The following is a 372-nucleotide window of genomic DNA, read 5'->3' as shown; positions in this document are numbered from 1 at the left end:
ACGGAATGGCATCTCCTGGAGATCCTGGTGACCAACCCCGGCCGGCTGATCACCCAACGGCACCTGCTGCACGAGGTATGGGGCGTCACCCAGGCCAACAAGTCCAACTACCTGCGCGTCTACATGGCCCAACTCCGCCGCAAACTGGAGAACGACCCCGCCCATCCCCGCTATCTGATCACGGAGCCGGGAATGGGGTACCGCTTCGAGGCGTGACCGGGACCGACGCTGAGCGGACGCCGAGCGGGAGCCGGTGCCGGTGCCGGTTCAGGGCCATCGGGCAGCGCGGGCCCCGGAGTTCAACTCCCGGACAGCCCGGACCCGGTGCGGCTCGGCCCCGGTTGGTGCTCCCTGAGCGCTCAGGCCCCCGCC

The 372-nt window shown here is 69.6% G+C and carries 1 pseudogene (only partly in view); it reads left to right on the top strand.

Annotation, left to right across the window (positions count from 1 at the left end):
• Positions 1-216 (top strand): annotated as a pseudogene (locus CCN72_RS30225) (response regulator) (it extends 349 nt beyond the left edge of the window).
• Positions 217-372: the final 156 nt, after the last annotated feature.

Origin of the sequence: Streptomyces murinus (assembly GCF_002154555.1) — a bacterium.
Classification (GTDB): Bacteria; Actinomycetota; Actinomycetes; order Streptomycetales; family Streptomycetaceae; genus Streptomyces; species Streptomyces murinus.
This window is presented reverse-complemented; position numbering and strand designations above follow the sequence as displayed.